The sequence below is a fragment of the Pseudoduganella ginsengisoli genome (assembly GCF_009720865.1).
Classification (GTDB): Bacteria; Pseudomonadota; Gammaproteobacteria; order Burkholderiales; family Burkholderiaceae_D; genus Rugamonas; species Rugamonas ginsengisoli.
On record NZ_WNLA01000083.1, the window covers coordinates 1 to 719 of the forward strand.

Here is a 719-nt window from a genome sequence, read left to right on the forward strand (position 1 = left end):
GCCGTTTCCGCCGCGCCCTTGACGATCTGTTTCGCCGTGTCGGACGAGCCCAGGTCAACCTTGTCTTCCGCCTTGGTAATCAGGTTTGCCAGCGCATTGGTCGCCGCATTGGCGCCGCCATCGCTGCCCTGCGTCACACCGGCGCCGCTCAGCACCGCGCCCACCTGGCCCATCACGGTATTGACCTGTGCCGCCAGCGACTGCACTTTCAGCGCCATGGCTTTGTCATCCGTGCTGGCGTCCGTTTTCACGGCGGCCGCGATCGGGTCAAAGCTGGACAAGTTCACCTTGTCCGAAATGCCCAGCTTGGTTTTCACCAGCGCTTCCGCTTGCGCCGTGCTCAGGTTGCCGCTGCTGGCCACCGAATGCACCAGCGTGGTCAGCGGGCTGATCATGGTCGAGCCGGCCGGCGCTTTGAAGCTGCCGTTCACGGCGCTGCCAGTGGCGATATCCACGCCGCCAATCGAAATCAGCGCGCCGCTGCCACCCGTCAGCGTGAAGTTACCCTGCGCATCGGTCTTGGTCTGCGCTTCGCCTGCATCGAGCACGCCGTTGCCGTTGGCATCGGCAAACACCACCGCATCGCGAATATAGCCGTCTGCCAGCGTGCCGCGCTGCGCCGTGGCATTTACTACCGCGCTGACGGCTTTATCGACGCCAGCCTTGGCCGCCGCCAGCGATGCATCCGTGGTAATGCCTTTCAGCCAGGCGCTGGCAGC

1 pseudogene is annotated in these 719 nt (G+C 64.5%); it reads right to left on the minus strand.

Annotation, left to right across the window (positions count from 1 at the left end):
* A pseudogene (locus GM668_RS30755) lies at positions 1 to 719 on the minus strand (hypothetical protein); the annotation flags it as partial.